The organism is Seongchinamella unica, from assembly GCF_004354085.1.
Taxonomy (GTDB): domain Bacteria; phylum Pseudomonadota; class Gammaproteobacteria; order Pseudomonadales; family Halieaceae; genus Halioglobus; species Halioglobus unicus.
Window position 1 is genome coordinate 589,104 of sequence record NZ_SMSE01000001.1, and the last position, 25,504, is coordinate 614,607.

At 54.0% G+C, this 25,504-nt stretch carries 18 protein-coding genes; 7 read left to right on the plus strand and 11 right to left on the minus strand.

Annotation, left to right across the window (positions count from 1 at the left end):
* Positions 1 to 17 precede the first annotated feature (17 nt).
* The 5 genes from E2F43_RS02675 to E2F43_RS02695 all read left to right on the plus strand — a co-directional run bounded on the left by E2F43_RS02675 (position 18) and on the right by E2F43_RS02695 (position 11,704).
* A complete protein-coding gene (locus tag E2F43_RS02675; protein ID WP_133209319.1) occupies positions 18 to 1,976 on the plus strand; it encodes a S8 family peptidase in 1,959 nt (652 codons plus the stop codon).
* A gap of 356 nt (positions 1,977 to 2,332) precedes the next feature.
* Entirely contained in the window at positions 2,333 to 2,992 is a 660-nt protein-coding gene (locus E2F43_RS02680; protein WP_133209320.1) for a hypothetical protein, read from the plus strand.
* Positions 2,993 to 3,169: 177 nt separating this feature from the next.
* Complete coding sequence (locus E2F43_RS02685) at positions 3,170 to 7,624, plus strand: two-component regulator propeller domain-containing protein (RefSeq protein ID WP_133209321.1); 4,455 nt, start codon at positions 3,170 to 3,172, stop codon at positions 7,622 to 7,624.
* 187 nt (positions 7,625 to 7,811) lie between these two features.
* On the plus strand, positions 7,812 to 10,706 hold the full coding sequence (locus E2F43_RS02690) for a triple tyrosine motif-containing protein (protein WP_165954163.1): 2,895 nt from the start codon (positions 7,812 to 7,814) through the stop codon (positions 10,704 to 10,706).
* 101 nt (positions 10,707 to 10,807) lie between these two features.
* On the plus strand, positions 10,808 to 11,704 hold the full coding sequence (locus tag E2F43_RS02695) for an FAD:protein FMN transferase (protein WP_133209323.1): 897 nt from the start codon (positions 10,808 to 10,810) through the stop codon (positions 11,702 to 11,704).
* On the opposite strand, the gene E2F43_RS02700 is transcribed toward E2F43_RS02695, so the two are convergent.
* Positions 11,701 to 12,459 carry an enoyl-CoA hydratase/isomerase family protein gene (locus E2F43_RS02700; RefSeq protein ID WP_133209324.1) on the minus strand — a complete coding sequence of 253 codons (759 nt, stop codon included), beginning with the start codon at positions 12,457 to 12,459 and terminating at the stop codon, positions 11,701 to 11,703. The two genes, E2F43_RS02695 and E2F43_RS02700, sit on opposite strands and share 4 nt — an antisense overlap.
* 126 nt (positions 12,460 to 12,585) lie before the next feature.
* Here E2F43_RS02700 and E2F43_RS02705 point away from each other — a divergent pair, with 126 nt between their 5' ends.
* A complete protein-coding gene (locus tag E2F43_RS02705; RefSeq protein ID WP_133209325.1) occupies positions 12,586 to 13,170 on the plus strand; it encodes a DNA-3-methyladenine glycosylase I in 585 nt (194 codons plus the stop codon).
* A 5-nt stretch (positions 13,171 to 13,175) separates the two neighbouring features.
* Positions 13,176 to 14,531 (plus strand): MATE family efflux transporter, encoded by a 1,356-nt coding sequence (locus E2F43_RS02710; RefSeq protein ID WP_165954164.1) that lies wholly within the window; start codon positions 13,176 to 13,178, stop codon positions 14,529 to 14,531.
* Here the strand turns inward: E2F43_RS02710 and E2F43_RS02715 are convergent.
* From E2F43_RS02715 to dnaJ, 10 genes are all read right to left on the minus strand, one after another.
* Entirely contained in the window at positions 14,528 to 15,235 is a 708-nt protein-coding gene (locus tag E2F43_RS02715) for a histidine phosphatase family protein (protein WP_133209327.1), read from the minus strand. The genes E2F43_RS02710 and E2F43_RS02715 overlap by 4 nt on opposite strands.
* The gene (gene aceK / locus E2F43_RS02720; protein ID WP_133209328.1) at positions 15,235 to 16,971 is read right to left on the minus strand and encodes a bifunctional isocitrate dehydrogenase kinase/phosphatase; all 1,737 of its coding nucleotides are present in this window, start codon (positions 16,969 to 16,971) and stop codon (positions 15,235 to 15,237) included. Before aceK ends, E2F43_RS02715 begins: the two co-directional genes overlap by 1 nt.
* 12 nt (positions 16,972 to 16,983) lie before the next feature.
* Entirely contained in the window at positions 16,984 to 17,775 is a 792-nt protein-coding gene (locus E2F43_RS02725) for an SDR family oxidoreductase (RefSeq protein ID WP_133209329.1), read from the minus strand.
* Positions 17,775 to 18,815, minus strand: a complete 1,041-nt coding sequence (locus E2F43_RS02730) for an LLM class F420-dependent oxidoreductase (protein ID WP_133209330.1) — start codon at positions 18,813 to 18,815, stop codon at positions 17,775 to 17,777. Before E2F43_RS02730 ends, E2F43_RS02725 begins: the two co-directional genes overlap by 1 nt.
* Before the next feature lie 63 nt (positions 18,816 to 18,878).
* Entirely contained in the window at positions 18,879 to 20,015 is a 1,137-nt protein-coding gene (locus tag E2F43_RS02735; RefSeq protein ID WP_133209331.1) for an acyl-CoA dehydrogenase family protein, read from the minus strand.
* Positions 20,016 to 20,034: 19 nt separating this feature from the next.
* A complete protein-coding gene (locus E2F43_RS02740; protein WP_133209332.1) occupies positions 20,035 to 21,219 on the minus strand; it encodes an acyl-CoA dehydrogenase family protein in 1,185 nt (394 codons plus the stop codon).
* 144 nt (positions 21,220 to 21,363) lie between these two features.
* Positions 21,364 to 22,386 carry a glycosyltransferase family 2 protein gene (locus E2F43_RS02745; protein WP_133209333.1) on the minus strand — a complete coding sequence of 341 codons (1,023 nt, stop codon included), beginning with the start codon at positions 22,384 to 22,386 and terminating at the stop codon, positions 21,364 to 21,366.
* An 18-nt stretch (positions 22,387 to 22,404) separates the two neighbouring features.
* Positions 22,405 to 23,259, minus strand: coding sequence for a thioredoxin (trxA, locus tag E2F43_RS02750; protein WP_133209334.1), 855 nt, complete (start codon positions 23,257 to 23,259; stop codon positions 22,405 to 22,407).
* Positions 23,260 to 23,269: 10 nt separating this feature from the next.
* The gene (gene dapB / locus E2F43_RS02755) at positions 23,270 to 24,079 is read right to left on the minus strand and encodes a 4-hydroxy-tetrahydrodipicolinate reductase (RefSeq protein ID WP_133209335.1); all 810 of its coding nucleotides are present in this window, start codon (positions 24,077 to 24,079) and stop codon (positions 23,270 to 23,272) included.
* Positions 24,076 to 25,209, minus strand: a complete 1,134-nt coding sequence (dnaJ, locus tag E2F43_RS02760; RefSeq protein ID WP_133209336.1) for a molecular chaperone DnaJ — start codon at positions 25,207 to 25,209, stop codon at positions 24,076 to 24,078. Before dnaJ ends, dapB begins: the two co-directional genes overlap by 4 nt.
* Positions 25,210 to 25,504 lie beyond the last annotated feature (295 nt).

The following is a 25,504-nucleotide window of genomic DNA, read 5'->3' on the forward strand; positions in this document are numbered from 1 at the left end:
CCCGGTAAGCCCTCGTCATGACGTTCCTCCGATTGCTGCTACTGCCGGCACTGCTGGCGGTTTCACCGACACTGGTAGCTGCGCCCGCAAAGCCACTGCATGTCATGCTACAGGGTGCCTCCGCCGACGAGATGGCAACCCTGGTCAGGGACCAGGGGGGCGAGTTGACCCACCATCTCGGAATCATTAACGCGGTGGGGGCCAGGCTGTCCCGGCAGCAGCTCGAAGCAATCCTCGACACGGGCAAAGTCGACCGCCACATTGACGACCTCGCGCTCAGCGACCAACCGACCGAAGCGCCCCCGGCGGAGGCCGGCTGCCAGGTAGCCGGGGCGGTGGAAATAAGCCAGACAGGAAACCACTTTGCGTGGCGACTCTACAACAAGGGCGGCAAGCCGCAGAAGCTGCGAGAACTCGAGTTGCGCTGGCCAGAACGCCTGGGAATGGCAACGTCGATCGCTCTCGGCAAACAGCCGTTGCCGATCCAAAATGCCGCCACGGAAGGCCAACTCCTCACACTGGCTTTTAGCGAAGACAGGGCGCCAACCCTGAGCGGCCAGCAGGAACTGACCGTATCATTTGAACAGTCCCCGCAACCCGTCCCTGCGCAGAGTGAATACGATCTCACACTGAGCTTTGGCATAGATTGTGACGTCAGCCTTATCCCGGGCTACAGGGACAACGCGGACAACTACTACTACAGCCAGGTATCGGGTGCCGAAGCGCTGCATCGCCACGGCGTACGGGGTAACGGCGTAACGGTGGCTGTGCTGGACTCAGGATTATGGGACCACCCCAATCTGTTGAACGACAGCCAGGGCAGGCAGCGGGTAAAGGCACGCTACGACGCCATCAACCATTCCGAAGGCGACGTATTTGATGAAAGCGGGCACGGCTCGCACCTCACCAGCATTCTGGCCCACAGCGGCGCAACACTGTCAGCGGGGACGCCCACTGGCGGCTACAAGGGTATTGCTCCGGACGCGTCCATTGTCGCCATCAAAGCATTCGACGAGTCCGGCCAGGGCGGGCTGCTCGACATCGTCCGCGGGGTGCAGTGGGCCGTGGACAACAGGGAAAAATACAATATCAGAGTGCTGAACCTCTCCTTTTCCGCCCGACCTCGCTGGCCCTATTTTCTGGACCCGATCAACCAGGCGGTCATGCGCGCCTGGTCCGCCGGAATTACCGTGGTGGCAGCGGCCGGTAACTCCGGCCCCAAGCCGATGACCGTGGGCTCACCAGGAAACCTGCCCTACATCATCACAGTGGGAGCCGTCACCGACTCCTGGACCGCTGACACCCGCACAGACGACTACGTGCCCGATTTCTCCTCCCGGGGCCCCACCCCGGAGGCCCACATCAAACCCGACATAGTGGCTCCAGGTGGTCACATGACCGGCCTGACCCGGCCGGGTTCGGGGCTGGTAAAGCAACATCCCGAGTACCAGTTGCCGGGCGGCGAGCTGGTAATGACGGGTACGTCGCAGGCAGCGGCACTGGTCTCCGGCCTCGTTGCCTTGCTGTTGCAACTGGAGCCCGACCTGTCACCGGATGATGTGAAATGCAAACTGCTGAGTACCGCTGAGCCGGCGATAAACACGGACGGTCTGCTGGCCTACAGCCCCTTCCAGCAGGGCCACGGCTACGTGAGCATTACCCGTGCCATAACCCTGGGGGACAGGGGCTGCGGCAACGCAGACCTGAACCTCTCCAGGGACATGGCCGGCGAGGAGCATTTTGAAGGACCGGCGATTGTCGCTGAAGACCAGCAGATCACCCTCCCGGGCCTGAAAACCATGCTTTCCCCCCTGCCATCGGCCAAAGGGGCCAGCGACACCCGGGTTTGGGGAGTCAAGGCACACGTCGAGCGCCTGGCGCCGGACTACCAGCCCCCCCCGCAGCATCCTTTTGACTGGGTGCAAATGTACGAATTTGAGCGCAGCAGGATTCAAAAACTGTCCCGAAAACCCTGATCTGCCCCACCGGCCTCCGGGGAAATGCAACTTGCACCCCTTGGCAATTACTGCCAATTACCCCTTACGGGGCATGACCTGGACCGGCGCTCTAAAAATCACATTTATTTCTTATATTTCAGAAGCTTAGAAAATTTCCTCCACACCAAAGAACCAGACCCCCTCAACCCTCGCTGCGCCAACTACCCCAAAATGGGTATATACCGGTCTTCATTCGCCCCACTACAGCTCGTATAACGAAGTCAACCATTCAGGAAAAAGAATGTGAACTGAGTCTCAGGGACGGACACCAAACTTTTAACCAGATCACGTTTCAGGTGTTAAGAGAACTCAATCAAACAAAAAGGCGACGAACAATGAATACTTTCAAAGCGGTTAAAGCAGCGGGGCTCACAAGTGCAGCAATAGCGCTGTTACTGCCATCCATTTCAATGGCTGAAGTCGAGCAAACCAGCGCGTCCCAACCCAGCCACAACCTCGTTCACAGGGTGAGCCACTCCCTGGCCGATGCCAAATCCTACACGCGCACCGGCAGCGCCGGCTACAAGTGGGGCAAAACCGCTGAATCCGCCACCACTAACACTGCCTGGGTTGACAACGCTCCGGCTCGCAGTGGCTATAAATGGGCCAACGCCGACTCCAATAGTAAGGATCAGGCCCAGTCCTATGCTGGAACCAGCAACTACCAATGGGGCAGCATGAGTTTTTCTGAGCAGTCGGGATATAAATGGGGTCTGCGCAACTTTTCCGATCAAACTGGCTACAAGTGGGGCCTGCGCAACTTTTCCGATCAAACCGGCTACAAGTGGGGCCTGCGCAACTTTTCCGATCAAACTGGCTACAAGTGGGGCCTGCGCAACTTTTCCGATCAAACCGGCTACAAGTGGGGCCTGCGCAACTTTTCCGACCAGACCGGATATAAATGGGGTCTTCGGAGCTTCTCTGACCAATCTGGCTACAAATGGGGCTTACGTAACATTGCTGACCAATCTGGTTACAAATGGGGCCTCCGTTAAGTTAGAGCCGCTCAATACTGAAACCACCAAAACTTTGCTGAGGCGTTACTGGCCGGGAGATGCCTAACTTCCGACCAGTAACGCCTTAATTTGTTGTGCTTATCAACAAGTTTTGGATGCAAAGAAAGCTAAACTACACTTTAATCTTACCCTGTTCTATCTAATGTGTAGTAATCAATGTATTCAAGGGCTATCACTTTAGTCGCCTTACTTGTGTTGGCTAATCACGCCAGCCCATCTCCCTTGTCTGAATACGATTTCTATGTTGCTCCTTTCTCAAAGAATCTAACTCAGCAAACAATTACGCAAACCCTACAGGATTCTAGAGGAGCGCTATGGTTTCTCACTAAAGAAGGACTGAACAAATACCGGGGCCAAACAGTCGAGAACTATAGATTCATTGCGGGAGACCAGGGTTCAATCTCAACAAATAACGTCACAGAAATAGCTGAAGACATTAATGGAGACATTTGGGTAGCGACCCAAGGCGGTGGACTAAACAAATATAACCCAACATCGAATGGCTTTGAAACAAAGCTCGCAGATCCTAACAATAGAAATTCGCCATTTTCAAACACGATCTATTCACTGTTCGCTGACTCAAACGGATTGCTCTGGCTCGGCTACAACAACTCGTTCAGTTCATTCGACCCGTCAAAAAATTCATACCGACACTACACGAGTTCCTCTTTAGACATGGAGGACTTCGGTGAAGTTCTAGATATCACAGAAGATAGGAAAAATCGGCTTTGGCTTGCCACTACGACAGGATTGCTTTGTCTCGAAAATTTAGATGCACAAACGTCAGAGATCCGCGTAAAAAGATTTGAGTCATTCGATCGATCAATAGAGGTAATAAATCGTGTGCTCGCCACCTCGGACAACCAGTTATGGTCAGCGCAATCCGACCTTGGCATATCGATTTTAGACCTCGAAACAGAACAAATTACATTCGTTGGTCACGATGAAAATTCAAACACGTCGCTTTCATCAAACCGGGTGCTTGATATTTATGAGGACCATACAGGCAATATCTGGGTAGCAACTTATGAAGGATTGAACCTTTATTCGAAACAATCAAACAGCTTCATTAGGTTCACCACCAGCAATGCTGGTTTTCCAGAAAACATTATTACTAGTGTCTACCAATCAAGAGAAGGTCAATACTGGATTGGCACTGTATACGGGCTAGTAACAGGCACGAAAGGGCATTTTCCAGTATTCGATGTTACGACCGGAAATCTATCAAGCAACGCCGTAAATGCATTTGCAGAGACTGGAGATGGAAGTCTGTGGGTGGGAACTGACAATGGATTAAATCGACTAAGACCAAACTCATCCGAGTTTGAATGGATAAACGAATATACATCTCCAGGCTTATCCAGCCCAGTCGTTATGAGTTTGCTCGGCGAAGGTAACATCCTATGGGTTGGCACATTTGATGGTGGATTGAACCGTCTAGATATCTCCACTGGAGAGTTACAGGTATTTAAATATAGCCCAACGCATCAGACGTCACTTGGCTCAAACGGAGTAACTTCAATATTAAGAACCACTGATGGGGCGCTACTCGTAGGAACTTTCGGTGGTGGGCTCAGTAGATACAATGAAGAAAATAATAGTTTCACGACATATCAACATAACCCAAATCAAGATAGTTCGATTAGCAGCGATCGTGTTATCGCCCTGTACGAAGACTCCCTAGGGTTTGTATGGGCCGGAACAGAGGACGGACTAAATCGCTTTGACGTCAAAAATGAAAAATTTTTGAGATTTAAAAGAGATCCTGCGGATTCAAGCAGCATCACGAGCGATATGGTTTGGGCTTTTTACGAAGACCACCAACAGAGATTATGGCTTGGATCATCTGGAGGCGGACTGGTGAGCTGGAGCAAAGAAGACCGCGAGAGCTCAAGATCAAATTTCGTAAATCACTCTGGAGAAGTGCGACTACCTAGTTCAAATATTTATGGAATAAAGGCAGACGATGAAGGAAACCTCTGGCTGTCACACAATCGAGGTGTCACAAAGTATAACCCTATTTCACATAGCACGCGCCAGTACAGCGAGCGCGATGGGCTTCAGGGCTCTGAGTTCAATATGGGAGCAGCCTATCAATCAAGCGATGGAACGATCTACTTCGGCGGACCTAAAGGATTCAACGTAATCAATTCAAATTTCTCGAAGCAGGCGAGAATTCCTCCGTTGGTCAATATTGCTTCAATTAAAATAATGAACAAACAAGCCTTCTTTGAAAAACCGTACTACGAATTGGATGCGTTAGAACTAAACTACGAAGATCGGGTACTAACAATTGAAACTTATGCATCAGATTACTCCAATCCAGACCTAGTCCAATATGCGTATATGTTGGAAGGACTAAATCCCGATTGGGTGATATCTGAGGATTCTCGAATTGCCTCATTCACAACACTCCCACCCGGCAACTATAATTTAAAATTCGCGGCAGCGAACCCTGAAGGTGTATGGAACTGGGAAGCGCTGAGCCTACCAATAAAGGTCAACCCTCCGCCTTGGCGGAGCTCATACGCATATGCTAGTTATACCGTATTGTCGATCTTGTTCATCGGCTTTCTTTTGTATCGCCAAAGTCGGTCGCGAGAGCTCGCTATAGAGAGACAGAGAGAGCTCGAAGCAAAAGTACAAGAAAGAACTCTCGACCTCCAGGAGGCGCAGGCAGCGGCTGAAGCAGCCAACAGTGCTAAGTCTGAATTTCTGGCTACTATGAGCCATGAAATCCGAACACCGATGCATGGAATGATCGGCATGACCGAGCTGCTACTCCATACAGATTTATCTGAACAACAGCGCCAGTTTGCCAAGGCGGCTCACGATAGTGGTGAGTCTTTGCTGGGGCTAATAAACGAAATACTCGATTTCTCTAAAATTGAAGCTAGCAAAATTGAGCTAGAAAATATCGAGTTCGATCTTCTCGAACTAATAGATGAAATTTGCTATTTACAGGGAGAACCGGCTTCTAGAAAAAACCTCTCTTTAAACAGTATTTTTCATCCTAGCGCTCCGCGGATAGTTCTTGGAGACCCCACAAAGATCCGTCAGGTAATCATGAACCTAGTGAGCAATTCAATAAAATTCACCCATAAAGGAAACATTAACATAGTTGTAGGGTCCGAGCCGAGAAAGCATGATGAGGCACTGAGCTCATCGAAGATAACCGTCACTGATACGGGAATAGGAATGGATACAGAAACTCAGAAAAAGGTATTTGATGTATTCACTCAAGCAGACACAAGCACGACAAGAGAGTATGGAGGCACTGGTCTCGGATTATCAATATCTAAACACTATATAGAGTTAATGGATGGAGAAATCGAAATTTCGTCGAAACCAAATGAAGGCACTTCCATATCAATTACTCTGCCTTTACAAGTCGATGCGTACCAAGACGAATTTACGAACTTTGACGGCAAAAATGCTTCTGTGCTGTGTATAAACGAATCCACCTACAGAATGATCGAATCTCACTTAAGAGTGCTGGGATGGAGCTGTTACAGGATTGCCAAACCAGAAGAAAATGTTGATGGGAACTTACTAATAGTAGACGCAGATTCAATCGATAGTTTTGAGACTATTAAATGGAAAACTGACCTGCATTTAGAGGGATTTGCTCTGATATTATGCTCTCTGGCTGATTCTCGGAACTTTCCCGTGCTTGATTCTTGGAAAAGAGTTACAAAGCCTATTACCTTAACTTCAATGCAAGAGGCACTGGAGGCAACGAGCAAATCTCGGCACGCCCCAAACACTCAGTATCAGCACAACAAACCGGCCAGTACTAAAATGCTCAAGGTTTTGGTCGCTGAAGACGTCGCTACAAATCAAAAAATAGTGCGAGAAATGATCTCCATGCTAGGACACAGCGTGGAAGTTGTGGGCAACGGAGCGGATGCTGTTGCAAGTCATGAATCGGGGGACTTCGATTTGATCTTCATGGATTGTCAGATGCCGGTCATGGATGGCTTTGAGGCTACGAAAAAGATCCGTGAGGCCGAAAAAGAACTAGGCAGACTTCATATTCCGATCATCGCATTAACAGCAGGGCTTGGTAGAGATGATAGAGCAAAGTGCAGAGACGCAGGGATGGATCATTACGTAGGCAAGCCCTTTACAGTATCCGACATTCGGAGGGCCATTTCGTCTTTTACCAATCAAGAATCGCAGCGAACAATAACACAGAACTTCTCGCAAAAAAGTAGTAAGACACCCGGAGATGACGGAGCTCTTCGGAAAGAAAGTACTCCAATAATCAACCAACAAGCCGTAAACGCAATCATCGAGATCGAAACACAGACTGGAAAACGCATTCTGCCTGAAATCTTCGATGGATACAGGACACAAATGGAACAGAAATTTCATGAAATTGCTGAGAATATCAGCACCCAGGAAATTGAACTTCTCGCTAAATCCGCACATGCTATCAAGTCGATGAGTGCGAATATTGGTGCGCAGAAAGTTCGAGAGATTAGTTCTCTAATAGAGGCTTCTAGCAGAGAAGGAAAAGTAGAATACATTGAGCAAGAATTCAAAATGCTGAAGGCCGCCTACGAAGAATATATGACGGAATTTGAATCAGAGTATTTTTCGGGTTAATGGTCGAGTGGCACGCAGGTTTTTTCGACTTATGACCATACTAATAAGACCTAAATTATCTTCATATTACTATGTTCCACTATTATTTCTTGCCTGTTTCCCAAGACATACAATTGCAACCCCATTACAGATATATCCATCGCCTATTGCAGTTGAAATAACCCAGCCAACAATCACAAGATTCCACATGGATATAAATGGATTTCTTTGGATAGGAACACAGCAGGGGCTCTACAAATTCGAGGGAAATGAGGTTGTAAAGTTTGGAGGCTCGAGTGACAAAGGGGGGAAACTTAAGAGTTCGGATATTCGTGGTATAGCTGAGCAAAAAAATGGAAAAATAGTAATAGCGACTTTTGGCCAGGGGATCTATGAATTTTTACCAGAGGCGTCCGACTTTAAACCAATCAAGAGCGAAAGAGCTCTTGAACTGCAGGACCTTCATCAAATACTAGATGACTATTTCATCGCCGTATCTAAGAGCGGCATAAAAACAATAAACCTATCTTATGGAAACAAAAACGACTGGCTTACCCATCAATTGTCTAACGCAAACATAGTAGATGTCGTTGATTCAATCAGAATTGATAGTCAAAAAACCTTGCTTGCAACAGAGGATTCGCTTCTTCTTGTCTCCACAATTTCGAATACGATCAGCAAACACTCTCTCATACTATCTGAAGAGGATGTTACCGCTATAGCGCTATCTGATTCTAGCGAACTATTTATTTCAACTTCAAAATCAAGACTTTATCGTTTTGGAACGACTGACTACAAATTACAGACATCGCTCGATCTGTCGAATTATAACGTTTCAAACATATCCGACCTATTACACCTGAATGACGAACTTTGGATCGCTACCGACGACGGAGTTTTCTTAGCGTCGCGGGATCTAAAGATCAAGGAGCACCTAAATCAGTCCAACTCGCAATTATCTAATAACCACATCACACGATTGTTCTACGATGGAAAAATACTGTTCGTGGGAAGTTTTAATGGACTTGATCAAATTTTGCCTAGCACTATTACCAGTTTTAATCGGCTAAACAGTAATGTCGATAATGACGTTCTCGCGTTTGCAATGTCCAGTGACAAACGCCTTTGGGTTGGAACCTATAACGGAGTCTACATCTACGATGAAAAATCTGGACAACATGACCATATAGTTAATTTTGTAGACAACGACTTACCAGATTCAAGAGTAACTACACTGGCAATACACGGTGACGAGTTATGGATAGGCCTTGCAAAAGATGGAGTGCATAAGCTAGACATACTAAGCGGTAGAATCCAATCTTTCTCAGATAGCAATGACGCCGACCTAGAGGTGACAAAAATATTGTCAACCAGCAAAGGCCGAGTCTATATCTCTACATACAAAAATGGGGTTTATAAAGTTCAGGAAAATGAACTTATTCAAGTACCTAGCGATGGAGAAAACTCCTTCAATCATCTCTTCGAGTCACAAAAAGGGAGAATTTTCGCTACTACGGAACGGAAGCTTTTCATGCTTAACCTTCCAGAGAAAAAATTTGAGCAGATAGACCTCGATTTTGGTATGCACAGAGAAAACCCTATTTTGCTTAGTATGGCAGAGAGTAAAGAAGGTCAGCTATTACTCGGAACCAAGAGTCACGGTATTTATCTCTTGGAAGAAGCACCAGGCGTGGGCGAAACGGTGCAGGTCAAGCATTTCAGTGACGATAGAGTGCTAAAAAGTTCGACTATCTACGGCATGGTACGTGACGCTGAATCTAATATTTGGTGTTCGACACAGAATGGTATTTTCAAGATTAGTCGAGATGGACAGATTATTTTTCGTCTAACGAAGCTGGATGGATTGCAAGGTAATGATTTCAACTACGGTGCATATTTTCTCGATGATGCTGGTTATATGTATTTTGGTGGTGTCAACGGCTATAGCCGTTTGAATAGTGACCAACGGCGTCCCTCCACTGTTAGTTCCCCAATACTCATAAATAAGATTCGTCTAAGCCATAGCAAGCAGCTCCGGTTTGGTGAAATTTCTAGACTGGAAACACTAGAGTTATCCCATTCGGATAGGTCGTTCGCACTAGTTATAAATTTATTGGATTACCAGAACCCTAGGGCCAACCAATACACCCATATACTGGAGGGCCTGGACAGGGACTGGACCGAGGCAAGCACCAATAATGTTGTGGCATACACGAACCTGGATCCCGGAAGCTACATCTTTCGTGCCAGGGGCGCCAATGCAGCCGGCGTCTGGAGCGATAACGAGGTTAGGCTGAGGATTGTTGTGCTGCCACCGTGGTGGAGGACGTGGTGGGCGTTTGGTACTTACGGCGTTCTGGCTGTCTTCATACTCTGGATGATGATGCGCACCTATCGCAGTCACTTGCTCAAGGAAGAAGCGCTTCGTATCGCCCAGGAAATGCACGATGCTGCCGATCGGGCGCAGGATGACCTGCAGGAAAGCCAGGAATACCAGGACGAGCTGGTCAGCGCAGTATCACAGCACAATCTGGCGACGCTGGATCTCATTTCAAAGTGCCTGGAGGATATCGAGTGCAATGACTCCTCTCAGGTTAAAATTCTGGGCCATATCAAAGCGCTGGAACTGTTGGAAAAGTGCTATTTTTTCCAGGACGGGGAACTCGTTGCCGATATGCACAGCTACGTGGATGGGTTGACCAATTACCTTCTGACTCAGACTACGGTCGATCCGGCCACTATTACGACGATCAACAGGGTAACGCGGGAAACGCTGGCGGCTCACGTAGCCTCCCCGCTTGCAGTGATACTTTACGAACTGTTACACAACGCCATGGCCCATGCATTTGGGCCTGCGTCCTCCGCCAATTTTATCGAAATTTCCCTCAACATTGTTCGCGAGCCTGCCGAGGATCCAATCCTGGATCTTATAGTCGCCGATGATGGCGTCGGCGACCGGAGTGCAGTTGGCGATTCCCGGTCCGGCTCGGGGCTTGAGGTCGTTGGCTCACTGGCTGCCTCGCTCGGCGCGCGTTACAACACCCGCACCAACAATGGTAACGGCTACACAGCGCAACTGCGGCTGACCCTGCCAGGGCATTAGCCCCGGCCCTTCGCTCGGGGCCCAAAGGGTCGTTGCTATCGGCCCAGCGGGCAAATAATATAGGCGCTTGACTGCCTGCAACTCGGGGATATTTCAGTGCCATGATGCACAGGAAACGAATAAACTGCTTCGGCAGTTCCTGTCAGCTGGCGCTCGTTTGTCTCCAGGGCGAGGCGGAGCAGCTTACCGGCATTGCTCTCGGGGAACTGGGGCGACTTGAAGCCAAGTTCAGCTCATACCATCCCGAAAGCGTCATCAGCCGAATCAACCAGGCCGCGGGAACCGGCTGCTTCACACCACTGGACCCGGAAGCCCGTAGCCTGTTTGATTTTGTCACCGCTCTCTGGGAAGAAAGCAGCCATTTGTTCGACCCCACGACCCGTCTGCTCGACCACTGCTACGATGACCAGGGCCAGTTGAACGCAACGGATGCGCAGGTCAGAGGCATGTTAAAGCTGGTCGGCTGGTCACAATTACAACTGACGGACGAAGGCGCCCTGCTGCCGCAAAAAGGAATGTTACTGGATTTCAACAGCTGCATTCGGCCCTACGCCATTGACTCTGTGCGCCGCAGACTGGTCAAGGAAGGCGTGCAACATGCGATGATTGAAATGGGGCACGATGCGGTAACTATTGGCAAGCAGGCAGATGGTGCCAACTGGTTAATTGGCATGCGTCATCCATGGGGAAGTCGGACCGCAATCCATCGGATCAAGCTCAACGGCAAGGGTTTCGCCATGCGCGGCGATTTTGAGCGCCGCATCCGTTTCAGGGATGAGAATTTTGGCCGGGGATTCAGCCCGATCGACGGGTATCCGGTACCGGGAATGCTGAGCGTAAGTGTGGTCGCAGACACCTGCCTGGACGCCTGCGGCGCCGCAAGTATTGCCCGGCTGAAAACAGAGCAGGCTGCTATTAACTGGCTGGACAAGCTGGGTCTGCCCTGGATCGCAATTGACAGGGAGTTGCGCTGCCATGGGCCACTGGCACCCGCCTAGGCGCCCTTGAACAGCGGCTTGCGCTTTTCCCGCTGGGCTGCAAAGCCTTCCTGCAAATCCTCCGATGCCAGGCATATGCTCGATAGCTTGCTCGCCGCAACCTGATCGATTCCCCCGGAGGCGGCCTGCTGCAATATCTGTTTCATCGACCTCACCGCCAGGGGCGCAAGCCCCGCTATGTGTCGCGCCATATCATCGGTAGCCTCCTGCCGCTGCGCCGGCATCACGAGGTGGTCCAGGAACCCAATATCCAACATGGCTTCGGCATCAAACTGCTCTGATGCTACCAGGATACGTTTGGCGAGGTTAACACCCAGGCGCTCCACAAAGCGGTTTATCCCACTCAGGGGGTAGCAAAGTCCGATCGCTGCGGCAGGTACCCGCATCCGGATGCCCTCTATGCCAATGCGAAAGTCACAGCTGAGCGCCAACTCCACCCCGCCGCCAAACACATTGCCGTTGAGGGAGGCAATGGTTGGGATTGACAGTGCCGCGAGCTGGTCCGTGGTGGTCTGGAAACAGTCGCCGCTGATCTTACCCTCACCCAGTTCGTTTAATGCGGCACCTGCGCAGAAGGTCTTATCTCCAGCCCCTGTCACGACGAGGACCCTTACCTGACTATCCTTTTCAACTTCCCCAACGTAGCCCTGAATCGCCTCCAGCTCTCCCTGCCCGAGAGAATTGTGCCTGGTGGGGTTATTGAGTGTCAGGTAACCAATGTGGCCCACCCGCTGGTATGTGACTGTATCCGTCATGTTCTGCTCCCGCTCATCAATCGGCAAAGTCTGTCATATGCGGTTCGCCGGTTCCAGTGGCCAGGGTGCGCTGGACAGGACCGGGAGCCAGCCCCATACTCCTTCTTCCCTGAACAGGAGCATTGAATGCCTGCAACACGTTGCACCTGGTGCGGCACTGATCCGCTATACATCCAATACCACGACAAGGAGTGGGGAGTGCCGGTATGGGACGATCAGGTCCTGTTCGAATTTCTTGTCCTGGAAGGCGCACAGGCAGGCCTGTCCTGGATTACCGTTTTGCGCAAGCGCGACGCCTACCGCAAACTGTTCAGCAATTTCGACGCGCAAACTGTCGCTCACTACACCGACAAACGTCTGGAAAAGTTACTTCTTGATCCCGGTATCATCCGCAATCGGCTCAAGGTATTCGGCGCGCGGAAGAATGCCCGGGCCTTCCTGGAAGTACAGGCCGAAAAAGGGAGCTTTGCCAACTACATATGGGACTTCGTCGACGGCGCTCCCATCCAGAACCGGTGGCAGTCCATGTCAGAGGTTCCAGCGACAAGCCCCATTTCCGACGCGCTGAGCAAGGACATGAAGAGGCGCGGTTTCACCTTCGTTGGCTCCACCATTATGTATGCCCACATGCAGGCTACTGGCATGGTCAACGATCACACCACCGATTGCTTCCGCCACCGGGAATGCAAATCGCTGGCTACACGGTCCTGAGGCCCGTGGATTCAGACAGCAACCAGCTATCATCTTCCAGCCTGCGGGTCTGGCAGTTGGCGTGGCCGACCATTATCTCCAACCTGCTGTTCACCACCGTCGGTTTTTGCCACATCAAGATCGTGTCTGGCCTGGGTACCAGTGCGGTCGCGGCCGTCACCAGCGGCCACCGCATTTTCTTCCTGATCCAGGCAGTATTGATGGGGGTATCCGTGGCCACTACGGCCATGGTGGCGCGCCACTGGGGTGCGAAAAAAGTGGCAGAGGCAGAACTGGTTGCCTGGACCTCAATGGCGCTTGGCCTGGCGCTTGCCATACTGCTGTCGCTGCCCGCGGTGTTCATCCCCGATGTCATCGCCAGCCTGTTCGGCCTCGACGCCGAGACCACCCGCCAGACCGCCAGCTTCATTTTCTGGCTGGGCTTGTTCAACGTGTTCTCGGCACTCAATGCGCTGTTGTCTACTGCCCTGCGCGCCACCGGCGATGTCATAACCCCCCTCTGTTTTCTCGCCTTCAGCTCATTATTCAATGTATTGTTCGGGTACTGCCTGGCCCAAGGCGTCGGTTTTCTACCGCCCCTGGGCGTCTCTGGGGTGGCACTGGGCGGCAGTCTTGCGGGTGCGCTGGTGTCCAGTGTGTTCGCAATGGTTTGGTGGCGGGGAAAATTCAATATCAAGGCCCTGAAACAATGGCGGATAGACCGGCCGTCTGCCCGCCAACTGATCAGCATTGGTGCTCCCTCCGTGCTCGAACAGGGCTTTATCCAGCTGGCCTTCCTGGCGTTCTTTGCCATCGTCGGTCAATACGGCACATCACCCTACGCCGCCTACGGAATTGGCATCAGCATCGTTGCTTTTTCAATTGTGGTCGGCTTCGGCTTCGGCATTGCGGCCGCAACCCTGGTGGCTCAACAGCTGGGGGCAGGCAATCCCGAGCAGGCCAGAAAGGCCGGTTGGCGGGGGCTGCGTATGGCCCTGGCGGCCATGAGCGTGTTCTCGGTGCTGCTGGCGATCTTCGCGCGCGACCTGGCTGGCTTCATGATAGAGGACGAGGCGACCATCGGCCTGACCGTTTCCTTCATTTACATTATCGCAATCGCCCAGCCCATTATGGCAGTGGATATTACCCTCTCAGGCGCACTGCGCGGGGCTGGCGATACCCGCTTTCCTTTGCTGGCTACCGTTTGCGGTATTGTATTCGGCCGCCTGTTGCCGGCGCTGGCCTGTTTGACCCTGGAGCTACCGATTGAGGCGGTCTTCGCCGTTATGTTGCTGGACTACATCATTAAATCGAGCATGCTACTGGTGCGCTACCGGTCTGGTAAATGGCTCGGCCTCAAACTGGCCGGAGCTGGAGCCTAGCGATAGCTCACCAGCTGTTCGCCGTTCTCCTCGCCCAACAACTGCAGGAATGAACGGTCGTTGAAGTAGGAAAGGGATACCTTTTCCCCTGAATAAAACAGCTGGGATACGGAACAATTGAACACCGGCTCATAAAACTGGTAGGTCTGGCTGCCAGTGAGTCCCAGGACATGGGCAACCAGGGTGGCGATGGTGCCGCCGGAGGTAAAAATGGCGATCGTTTTGCCGCTGCCCTCTTTACGCATCACATCGGCAAGTGCAGCATGCACCTGGCCGGAATATTGCTGCCAGCTCTGGATACCGTATTCGCTGCAATCATGACTGACCCAGTAATTGAACACGGCATCAATGACCTTCTGGTAGTCTTTGCTGTCAGATATCCCCCTTTCCAGCAGGCGTTTGAACGCCTCGCTGCGATCAGCAATCAGCGGCGCCAATTTTCTGATCTGCTCGTCATTGTTAATTTCATTGAAGCGGGTATCGACAGTATGGGGGACATCTCCGGCCAGTTCATTGCAGGCTAGCTGGCAGGTTTCCCGCTGGCGCCAGAGATCACCGCTGTAGGCAGCATTCAGCCGGACCCCGGCACGCGCCAGGTACTGCCCCGTCCTGCTGGCCTGCAGCCGGCCCAGTGGCGACAGCTGGTCATAGTTCGCTTCGCCAAATGAGGCCTGGCCATGTCGAATGAGATAAATGGTCGCCATTAAGCGGCTTCTCCCCTGTCAAAACGGAATTTACGGCGGTAGGGAAAGAAACTCTCTACATAGCCACTGCGCACCTGCTCCTGCAACCCCTGCCAGAAAGAGGCCTCGTAAATATCACTGTGAATTTCATCGAAAACCTTGCGCGCCCGCTGGTTCCCGGAAAAAAACAAGGGGAACTCCTCGGGAAAAATATCGTTGGGTCCCACCGAGTACCAGGGCTGGTCAGAGAACTCTTCCTCCTCATTGCGCGGCGGAGGAATCTGCCGGAAATTGCATTCTGTCAGTGGCTGTATTTCATCATAGTCATAGAAAACAACGCGTCCATGCCGGGTAACGCCGAAGTTCTTCAGCAGCATGTCGCCGGGAAATATGTTGGCTGCGGCCAGCTGCTTGATGGCATTGCCGTATTCATCCATCACGTCGTGCAGCTGCTCCTCGTTACAGTCCTGCAGGTACAGGTTAAGCGGTGTCATGCGCCGTTCCACGTATACATGCCTGATGATCAGCGCCTTGCCATGCTCATCAATGAGTGAGGGCGCCACCTTGTAAAGCTCATCCATCAACTCGTCCGAAAAACGTTCCCGGGCAAACGCCAGATTGGTGAACTCCTGGGTATCAGCCATACGACCCGCCCTGTCCGAGCGCTTCACCAGTGCATACTTTTCCTTGACCTGTTCCCGGGTCATATCCTTCGGCGGGGTGAACCTGTCCTTGATAATCTTGAACACAAAGTCGTAGGACGGCAGGGTAAACACGCTCATCACCATGCCTTTGATGCCGGGCGCGACAATGAACTTGTCGGTAGTGCTGGTCATGTGACGATAGGCACAGCGATGATAATAGGTCTTGCCGTGCTTGTTGTAGCCCATGGCACTGTAGATTTCAGAGATGGGCTTGGCCGGCATCAACTGTTGCAGGAACAGGACATAGGCCGAAGGTATCCGCGCATCCACCAGAAAATAGGAGCGGGTAAAGCTGAACACCACGCTGAGTTTGTCGGCGCCGAATAGTACCGTATCCACATACACTGCACCGTTTTCGTTGTGCAATATCGGCAGCACAAAGGGCATCGAATCTTCACCGCTGATGATGCGCCCGACAATATAGGCCCCCTTGTTGCGAAAGAAGTGGCGGTCCAGCACGTCAAAACGTAGATCACCAGACGACAGATCAAGCTCCTTTACCAGATAGCTGTCGACGACCTTCATGATATTGGCTACATCACGCTGCAGGTCTTCGTAGGGGATATCGAATGCATAGTCCTGCAGGACCCTGGTCCAAATCGACTGCATGGAATCCTGGCGTGAATAACTTCGATAGACCGCACTGACATCCGCTGGTGGCATGTCCCCCTGGGGGGAGAATACAAAGGCGTAGTCATTGCGGATTTTGCGGTGCTTGAACACCGCGCAGAACACGGAATTGTAAAAGGTCTCGGCGATCTCGAAATTGTTGTGGCCCTCGATCATCCGGGCATATATCGCGCGAACCTCATGCCAGAATTCGAAGTCCTTGAGGTGCTCACCGGCAATCAGCTCGACGTACTGGATAATCTCCGAGGTCTTCTGCTTGCGCAGATCGATACGGCGCAGGGAGGATTCCTGCAGGCCGTGCCAGTCCGCATTCTCAAAACGCGTCCTGGCCGCGAGGGTTATATTCTGGAACTCGGCAAAGAAGGCCTCAAAACCATTCAGTATGGTTCTTGCAAATCGTTCCTTGCGCTGGTCGGTAGCCACAGGACAAATGCTTCAGGTGGACGGCACGCCCATCGTGCGCCGTAACTTGCGCATGCCGCCCAGCCAGCGGTCATAATCCTCGGTTTTGCGGCGTCGATATTCCTCAACTTCCTTGTGCGGAAGAATAAGAAAGACCTCTTTGGCAAGCCCCTCCACCACGGCGTCAGCGACGGCCTCTGGCGTGAGCACGCCGTCTACGCCTGCTGTCCCGCCACCACCACTGTCGCCGATCATGCGGGTGGCCACGGCCTGCGGGCAGAGGGCCGACACCTTGATGCCGTCATCACCGTGAGTGATCGCCAACGACTCCGCAAAACCTATCGCTGCATGCTTGGTCGTGGAATAGGCCGCATCACCTATCTGGTTGAGCAAGCCCGCCGCCGACGCTGTGTTCAGAAAATACCCACTGCCACGTTCCAGCATACCGGGGAGGCAGGCGCGAGCAGCATAGACATGTGACATCACGTGGATATCCCACATAGCCTGCCAGGTTTCATTGGGCGCGGAGGTGGCCCACCAGGGCTCGCCGTCCAGGGCAATAATACCGGCATTGCTGCAGAACAGGTCGATGGTGCCGTGTTCGGCCTCCACCTGGTCAACCATGGCCTTGATCGCAGATTCATCGCGTACGTCCACGCCGTAGGCGTCTCCGTCGATGGTTTCTGCCACGACGCGGGCATTGCTTTCTTCCAGGTCGACCACGACCACCTTGCGGGCACCTTCAGCGTGAAAGCGCTCGCACAGGGCGCGACCGATACCATTGGCACCGCCGGTGACAACAATCAGTTTACCGGCGATGTCCATCAGAGAAGCTCCTCGGCGAACAGCTCCAGCACCTCAGGATCATGCACGCCCAGGAGCATGGTTCCCACGTGCCCTTTCCTGCCAGCTTCTTTCCACCGGCCCAGGCGATCACGGATACGGTCTTTGGATCCTACCAGCGCTACCTCATCCACCAGTTCACGGGGTACTGCAGCGCAGGCGTCCTCCTGTTTGCCCGCCAGGTACAGGTCCTGGATTTTGTCGGCGGCCTCACCGTAGCCGAGTCGCGTTGTGTAGTCGTGATAGAAGTTCTTACCCTTGGCCCCCATACCGCCGATATACAGTGCCAGCCAGGGTTTGAGGGAATCGAAGGCGGCATCCAGGTCGTCGTTCATGGCGACGGATACAAAGGTCGCCACGTCAAAGTTTTCCAGGCTCTTGCCGTTGCCCGCCTTCTCAAACCCGGTTTCCAGATGCTCACCGATTATGTCGTACTTGTCAGGGTCCATCCACACCGGCAGGACTCCGTCGGCAACCTCGCCCGCACAACGCAGCCCTGCAGGCGTGATCGACGCTGTGTATATCGGGATATCGGGGCTGGGATCGAGAATGGACTTTAGCGGTTTGCCCAGGCCAGTGGTGCCCTCGCCAGTATTGGGTACCTGGTACATTTGGCCATCGAATTCCACCGGACCTTCGCGGGCCATAATCGCGCGCATGATCTTGATATATTCCCGGGTGCGGGTGACTGGTTTACCGTAGGGAACTCCATGCCAGCCCTCAACCACCTGCGGGCCGGAGGCGCCAAGCCCGACGATAAACCGGCCACCGGACAGCTGGTCCAGTGACATCGCCGTCATTGCCGTCATGGCCGGGGTGCGGGCGGGCATTTGCATAATTGCGGTACCGACCCGGATCTTTTCAGTCTGGGACAATACCCAGGTGGCCGCCGTAACCGCGTCATTGCCGTACGCCTCGGCGGTCCATACCGAATCGAAACCCACGGACTCGGCATGTTTGATCAGGTCCATCGGAATATTGATTTGCTTGCCGGAATAGCCCAGCAGGAAGCCCAGTTTCATTGTATTTCTCCTGAGGTTGCGCCCTTGCGCCGGATCCCCGATGCCAGGGCGATAAGTGGTAGCCTAGTTATAGCGCACGGCGTTGAATTTCGCCTGATGATAATCGCCGTTACCAAAGGTGGTGTTAATCATCATCAACCGCTTGGCATAGTGGCCAATGTCCAACTCGTCGGTGATTCCCATGCCGCCGTGCAGTTGAATGGCTTCACCAAAGATGTGCTTGCCGGCCTTGTCGATCATTACCCGCAGTGCATGAATAGCCTGCACCTCATCCTCTGCGTCATCAGTGAGCGCACACACCGCGCGATACAGCAGTGATTTAGCCTGCTCGTAACTCATAAAGGTGTCAACCATGCGGTGCTGTAACGCCTGGAACTTGCCCAGCGCGACACCGAACTGTTCGCGGGTACGGGTGTATTCTACAGTCTTGCTGTTGAGCTGCGCCATAATGCCTATCGCCTCGGCGGAGAGGGCGATATTGGCGTCCATCACCACCGCGGTCATCAGGGCAAACCCGTTGTCGAGCTCACCGACCACGTGGCCTGCATCGACTTTCACGTCTTTCAGCACAATATTGGCCACCACCTGGCCGTCCATCATACGGTAGCTGACCCTTTCGATCCCGTCTGCATCGGCAGGCAGCAGGAACAGGGTGATACCGTGTTCATCGCTCTGCTCGCCGCTGGTGCGGGCCGACACAATCAGCTGGTCGGCACTGGCGCCATTGAATACCACCACTTTCTCGCCATTGAGCATGTAGCCGCCATCGCTGGCGCTGGCAGTGGTCTTTACATCGGCCAGTTCAAAGCGACTCTGGCGCTCCAGGTAGGCGAAGGCGCCGAGACAGGAGCCATCAATAATGGCAGGGATATAGGCCGCCTGCAGCTCCGAGTTGCCGCCTTTATGCAACAGTCCGCCATAGAGCAGCACCGTGGCAAGATAGGGTTCCAGCACCAGCCCCTTACCCAACTCTTCCATTACCAGCATGACATCCACGGCACCGCCGCCAAATCCGCCGTGTTCTTCAGCGAAGGGAATAGAGAGCCAGCCCAGCTCGGCAAAGGTCTGCCACTTGGTCAGGTCCATGCCCGTTTCGGAATTGGCAATCGCCACGCGCGTGTCCCAGTCATAGTCGTCCTGCACATACCGGGCAACACTGTCGCGCAACATGACCTGTTCTTCGGTGAAATCAAAGTTCATCTGTCAGTTCTCCCTGGTGTTACAGACCGAGTACGGCCTTGGCAATGATGTTGCGCTGGACTTCATTGGAACCACCGTAAATCGTGGCCGCGCGGCCATACATGTAGTTCTTGAAAGCTTTGGGGCCCAGCGAGTTACCCAGCACATCGGGCTCAGGGCCTCCCGGCAGCACACCCTGGTAGTAGGCGGCCACCTCCATGGCCAGCTCCTGGACCTGCTGCTGGATTTCGGTGCCCTTGATCTTCAGCATCGAGGATTCAGCGCCCGGGGCGTCACCCGAAGCCACCGAAGCCAGCACCCGGAGCTCGGTGAATTCCAGTGCCATCAGTTCGATCTCCAGATCGGACAGGCGTTTCTGGAACAGAGGCTCATCAATCAGGCGGGTGCCGCCGTTGACCTCGGCGCTGGCGTACTGCCTGACCACCTCCACCCCGCGCTTGGAGTCGGCGACGCCGGCGATCGCCGTGCGTTCATGAGCCAACAGGGCCTTGGCGTAGGTCCAGCCCCTGTTTTCCTCGCCGATACGGTTGGCTACAGGCACCCGCACATCGTTGAATTCAACCTCGTTAAGGCTGTGTTTGGCATCGATGGACACAATCGGATTTACCTTGATGCCGGGAGATTTCATGTCAATGAGCAGGAAGCTGATCCCTTCCTGCTTCTTGCCTTCGCTGCTGGTGCGGACCAGGCAGAAAATCCAGTCAGCCAGTTGGGCATAGGTTGTCCAGATCTTGGCGCCGTTCACGACATATTCATCACCCTCCCGCACGGCCCGGGTTTTCAGCGAAGCCAGGTCTGAACCAGCACCGGGCTCGGAATACCCCTGGCACCACCATTCATCGCTGCTAAGAATCCTGGGCAGGAAACGCTCTTTCTGTTCGTCGCTACCGAAGGTATATATCACCGGACCCACCATCTTCAGGCCAAAGGGGATGACCTCCGGAATACCGCGAGAGGCGCGCTCGCTTTCAAAAATAAAGGCCTTGGTGGCATCCCAGCCGGTCCCGCCATACTCTTTGGGCCAACCGGGGGCGATCCAACCGCGCTCATAGAGCCGCTTCTGCCACTCGATAATGGCCGGTTTGAACACCGCGGCATCGAAGCTGGACAGCCTCGCTTCAATATCCGTGTCGTAGGCGCTGTCGAAAAATTCTGCTACTTCATCGCGAAAAGCGATGTCCTCCGGGGCAAACCTTGTATCCACTGCTTGACCTCCCATATCGGTAGTTGGGTAATGGCTTCGACGGATTCTGGAAGCCGGGCAAGTACACTAGCCCGGCGAGTCGGGGTAGACAATGTTGACAGCTCTCACAAAAATTGACCGCAGCGCACTTGGCCACGCGCAATCTCAGGAAGATGCGTCCTGCTCCCGCAGGTAGCGGATGTTGTGCTCCAGCCGAATTCTCACCTGCGGGTCGACAATACCACGCTCAATGGTCTCCTCCAGCAGGTCTGCGGCAAAGCCGAAACGGCGCTTTTTCACCGCGAGATTGGCGAGATTGTTACCCAGGTTGGTACTGCGGTACCCCGCGTCGTACAGGGCCAGGTAAGCGTCATAGGCGCTGTCGATATCACCCAGCCGATAGTGGGTCTCCGCTATCCTTTCCCGGTTGTCATCTACCCTGTAGCCAAGCTCCACTGCTTTTTGCAGGTAGGCCATACCCCTGGGCAGGTCGTCCACATAGTAAAGACAGATGGTACCCGCCGCAGTCCACAAGCGACCGTCCTCCTCGCCTTCCAGATCCTGCTCAATAATACGCAGGTAGTTGAGCTGACGATCAACTTGCATCTTGGACGGATCTTCGTCCATGTGGTGATGGATGGGGATGTCGAGAACCTGCCAGCTACCGTCGGCGAGGGAGTAGTCGATGACTTCATGTACCCTGCCCTGGTAGCGGATGTCCTCACGGTTGCGAAACAGTCGGGCAATGGGGTTGGGCCGATAGCCCTTGTAGTGGCGGGAATAAGCCGTTTTTGCCGGAATGGGTACCCAGTCCTTATCCAGCGGCTCGACGCTGTAGTTATACTGGGTCAGGAAGAAGGCGTCCTTGTCGGTGCGCTCTATCAGCTCGCGAATCCGCTGCCAGTCTTCCGGGGCAATAACTTCATCGGCATCCAGCACGATAATCCAGTCGCCGTTAGCCTGCGCCAGGGCGTGATTGCGGGCGGCGGCAAAATCGTCCCGCCACTGGAAGTCGTAGAGCCTGTCAGTAAATTCCCGGGCGATATCGCGGGTATCATCGGTGGATCCGGTGTCCACCACCACAATATCGTCCACGTGGGGGGCCGCCCGGGACAGGCAGTCCCGCAGGAAAAACGCCTCGTTTTTGACGATCATACACAGGGAAAGAGAGGTTCCGTTGGCTGTCATCAAACGGCGTGCGGGCAATCAGTAAAGCAGACTGTACAGTTTACGTTGATACTCTGCCGCCAACGGATCGCCCTTGCCAAGGCTGGCAATTGTATCGAGCAGGGCCTTTTTGGTGGCGCCCTCGCCGTGGTCCAGGTCCTTACGCAGGATTGTTATCAGGTATTCCATGGCGTCCTTGAACTGCCCGGCGTTGGTGAACTGTATTGCCAGCTGGTGCATCAGATCGAGGTTGTCAGGATCCTCCGCCAACTGCTTCTCCAGAGCCTCGATCTCGGGGGACTTTGCCGCTTCACGCTTGATCTGCAGCTGCGCCCGCAACTGTTCGTAAACGGCGTCCTGGTCGACCATCCGCACACCATCCAGCAGGGATTCGGCTTCGTCCAGACGCATGCATTCGATCAGCGCCTGGGCGTAGGGAATGGTGATCTCGTAGATTTGCCCCGAGTCTTCCCAGGCCTGGCGCAGCGGCGTCAGGGCACGGGCATAATCCCCCTCGTCCATCGCTTCCCGAGCCATTTGCAACAGACCGTCCCAGGGATTGGGCAGGTATTTGCCGAGCATCGCCCGGACTTCCTGTTCGGATTGCGCCCCGGCAAAGCCGTCGACCGGCTGTCCGTCCTTGATCACCATCACCGTTGGCAGCGAGCGCACACCGAACTGTTGGGCAATCATGCCCTGTTCATCGGCGTTGACCTTGGCCAGCAGGAAAGCGCCAGCATATTCCGTGGCTATTTTCTCCAGCAGGGGCATCAGCACCTTGCAGGGTTCACACCAGTCGGCCCAGAAATCGACGACCACCGGCCGCTGGTGGGATTCATCAATCAGTAGCGCTGCGGCATTGGTTTCGTCGATGTTGACGATATGTTCGCTCACGGAGTTCTCCTCACTTCAGCCCGAGCACATCCTGCATGTCATACAGGCCCGCGCTCTGGTGGTGTAACCAGCCGGCGGCACGCACTGCACCGCGGGCAAACGACATACGGCTGGAAGCCTTATGGGTGATCTCCACCCGCTCGCCCTCAGCGGCGAAGGTCACTGTGTGGTCACCCACGATATCGCCGGCCCGAACCGTGGCAAAGCCGATGGTTTCGCGGTCGCGGGCGTCAGTCTGTCCTTGCCGGCCGTAAACGGCGACTTTATCCAGGTCACGGCCCAGTGCATCCGCTACCACCTGGCCCATGCTCAGGGCAGTGCCTGAGGGGGCATCGATTTTGTGTCGATGATGGGCCTCGTAAACCTCGATATCGACATCGTCCCCCAGCACCCTGGCGGCCATGTCCAGCAGTTTGAAGCAGACATTGACGCCGGTGCTGAAGTTGGAGGCCTTGCAGATGGCGGTTTTGCCGGCGGCAGAATCGATCAAGCCCTGCTCCTCGGCGGTAAACCCGGTGGTACCGATGACCATGGCAACCTGGTGAGCAGCGCAGACCTGTGCATTGGCGAGGGTCGCGGCCGGGACGGTGAAATCGATCAACACGTCAATATCGCCGATCACTTCTTGCAGCGAGCCGACCACTGCAATGCCATTGCTGCCCCGCCCTGCCAGCTCGCCGGCGTCGGCGCCCAGCAGGCTGCTCTGGGGGCGTTCGATGGCGGCGGCCAGCTGCAGTTCCTCGCCCGCCAGGTCAATCGCTTCGATCAGGGTCCGGCCCATGCGTCCGGCAGCACCGGTAATGCCTATGCGCGTTGTCATGATGTCATATCGTCAAAAAAGTTTTTTACACCCTCAAACCAGCTGTGCTGGCGAGGCGACTGGCGTTTTCCGTCCTCGCCCAGAGTTTCCCGAAATTCTTCCAGCAAGTCCTTCTGGCGCTTGCTCAGGCTGACCGGGGTTTCTACCACCGCCCGGCACAGCAGGTCACCAACGCTGCCACCGCGCACCGGTTTGACACCCTTGCCGCGCAGGCGGAACAACTTGCCGGTTTGCGTTTCCGGCGGAATCTTCAGGTTCACCCGGCCATCCAGTGTGGGGACTTCCAGTTCACCACCGAGAGCGGCATCCACGAAGGTAATCGGCACTTCACAATACAGGTGCTTGCCGTCCCGTTCAAAAATCGGGTGCTGTTTTACCGACATTTGTACAAACAGGTCTCCGGCAGGCCCGCCGTGGGGCCCCGCCTCTCCCTCGCCGGACAGGCGGATACGGTCTCCGGTATCTACCCCCGGAGGCACTTTCACCGACAGGGTGCGGGTTTTCTCCACCCGGCCCTGACCGTGACAAGTGTTACAGGGGTCGGAAATAGTCTGGCCCTGGCCACGACAGGCGGGGCAGGTTTGCTGCACCTGGAAAAGGCCCTGTTGCATGCGCACCTGGCCGGCGCCGCCGCAGGTGGAACAGGTGACCGGACTGGAACCTTTCTTGGCACCGGATCCATCACAGGATTCACAGGTGGCAAGGCTGGGCACACGGATTTCCACCGTGGTGCCGCGGACCGCGTCTTCCAGGGAAATATCCAGGGTATAGCGCAGGTCGGAACCGCGCTGGGGACCGCCGCGGCCGCGGCCGCCACCACCGCCAAATATGTCGCCGAATACATCGCCGAAAATATCGCTGAAGCTGCCGCCGCCAAAGCCGCCGGCACCGCCCCCCATGTTGGGGTCCACACCGGCGTGACCGAACTGGTCGTAAGCGGCGCGTTTTTCGCTGTCCATCAGGACATCATAGGCTTCGGTGGCTTCCTTGAACTTGGCGTCCGCATCGGGATCGTCGGGGTTCCGGTCAGGGTGATACTTCATCGCCACCCGGCGGTAAGCCTTCTTGATATCCTTGCCATCAGCGTTCTTGCCGACCCCGAGGACTTCGTAATAGTCGCGTTTTGACATAAATCGCCTAGCGTTTTCTCTATCGCTTTAAACCGTCATTCCCTCCGGAAAAGGGCCTGCGGCATTCCTTGTCCCGTCACTCACTCCAGGAGTAGATAAACGGGTATCTCTAAACCGTCATTCCCGCGAAGGCGGGAATCCAGGGACCAGCGGGGTGTTTGCCCCTGGGTTTACTGGATTCCCGCCTTCGCGGGAATGACGATGTTAATTAAGCCAGAGCAAGCGTCCGTGCTATTGCCACCCGGTGAAAAGCGGAATCCACCAGTTGGGAAGAACTGATGGATTCCCTTGCGCC